This window comes from Peribacillus sp. (assembly GCF_059453735.1).
The window spans coordinates 1-1,707 of sequence record NZ_JAZVJO010000323.1; the positions used below are offsets into that span (position 1 = coordinate 1).

Consider the following 1,707-nt stretch of genomic DNA (forward strand, 5'->3'; position numbering starts at 1 on the left):
CAGCTTATATAGGTGGTACTATAAGGGTAATTAAAGTTGAGAAATATTGGAGGAGATTGAATGGAAGCTATGGAGGCCATTTTAACAAGAAGAAGTATTGGAAAGGTGAAGCCTGATCAGGTACCAGTTGAAATTATTGAACAAATTTTAACTGCTGGGATTCATGCACCTAATCATCATCGGACCAATCCTTGGCGTTTTTTCGTCATGACGGGTGAAGGAAGAAATAAGCTAGGCAAGGTTCTAGGTGAAATTACACAAGCAGAAAATGAAGGATTGCCTGCAGATGAATTGGCATCCAAAGTTGATAAATCAAGCAAAAACCCTTTAAGAGCACCCGTTGTTATTGCAGTTGGTGTGGAGCCAAGTGATAAGGGTAATGTTATTTTAGCTGAGGAACATGCTGCGGTAAATAGTGCTGTGCAAAATATGCTGCTAGCTGCCCACTCATTTGGATTAGGGACCGTATGGAGAACCGGGAATATCTGCTACCATAAAAAGGTTGCTGAATTCTTTGGATTAACGGAGAAAGGTGAAATTCTTGCTTTTATATACTTAGGCTACCCAGATATGGAACCGCGCGAAGTGAACAAAACAGATATAGAATCGTTTACTACATGGATTGACTAACATTTTTCAAAGTCCCGATTAACCATCGGGATTTTTTTTATTTTTGAGAGTAAAAAATAAGAAAACTACACAGGATAATTTTATATGGTTGTTTAGGGTATTTTAGGTAAATTAATGAAAAAAAGCAGCCAGAGGAGGAAGACATGAGTAAGCAAAAACAATTGGCATTAAGAAAAACGGTTGCACCTTTTGAAGGATCTAGTACCAAAGATAGTATTAAACAATTAATCAATACAATTCCACCCTTTTTCTTATCCTGGTATGCAGCGTATCTTAGCTTAGCATTTTCTTATTGGTTGACCCTTATTTGCGCGGTCATAACATCAGGATTTGTAATCAGGACCTTTATCATTTTCCATGATTGCTGTCATCAATCATTCTTGAAAAGCAAAAAATGGAATAAGATACTAGGTACTATCTCTGGAATTATCACCCTTTTTCCATATGAAAAGTGGAAACGTGAGCATTCTATTCATCATGCAACCAGCAGCAATTTAAACAAAAGAGGAACAGGTGATATTTGGATCTTAACCGTTGACGAATATATCGCTTCTTCTTTTTGGCAGCGTTTTGTCTATCGAATGTATCGAAATCCAATCGTTATGTTTGGAATTGGACCATTCTATCTCTTTCTAATAAGTAATCGATTCAATCGTAAAGGTGCAAGAGGAAAAGAACGTACGAACACTTATTTCATTAACCTATCCGTACTTTTCATTTATGGACTATTAGCCTGGTCAATTGGATGGCAGCACTTTCTACTAGTCCAAGCGCCCATTGTATTTATCGCAGGGGCACTTGGAATTTGGTTGTTTTATGTACAACATCAGTTTGAAGACTCGTACTTTGAGGACGAAGAACAGTGGGATTATATCAAAGCCGCAATCGATGGCAGTTCCTATTATAAACTTCCAAAAGTATTACAATGGATTACAGGAAATATTGGCTTCCATCACGTTCATCATCTAAGTCCTAAAGTACCCAACTACAATCTTGAAAAAGTACACGAAGCATCTATGCCGCTTCAGGCTGCAACAACCATAACAATCCGCTCTAGTCTAAGAGCCCTTCGCTTCC

Annotated in this window: 2 protein-coding genes; both read left to right on the forward strand. The window is 37.8% G+C overall.

The window, feature by feature from the left end:
* Positions 1–60: 60 nt before the first annotated feature.
* Positions 61–630 (forward strand): nitroreductase family protein, encoded by a 570-nt coding sequence (locus AC52RT_RS10265; RefSeq protein ID WP_495540656.1) that lies wholly within the window; start codon positions 61–63, stop codon positions 628–630.
* Positions 631–773: 143 nt separating this feature from the next.
* Positions 774–1,707: Delta(5) desaturase DesA (gene desA / locus AC52RT_RS10270; RefSeq protein ID WP_495540657.1), on the forward strand; the 934-nt coding region annotated here is incomplete at its 3' end.

Excerpts from the sequence above, each read along its gene's own strand:
- AC52RT_RS10265 (WP_495540656.1), top strand. The coding sequence starts at position 61 with ATGGAAGCTATGGAGGCCATTTTAACAAGAAGAAGTATTGGAAAGGTG.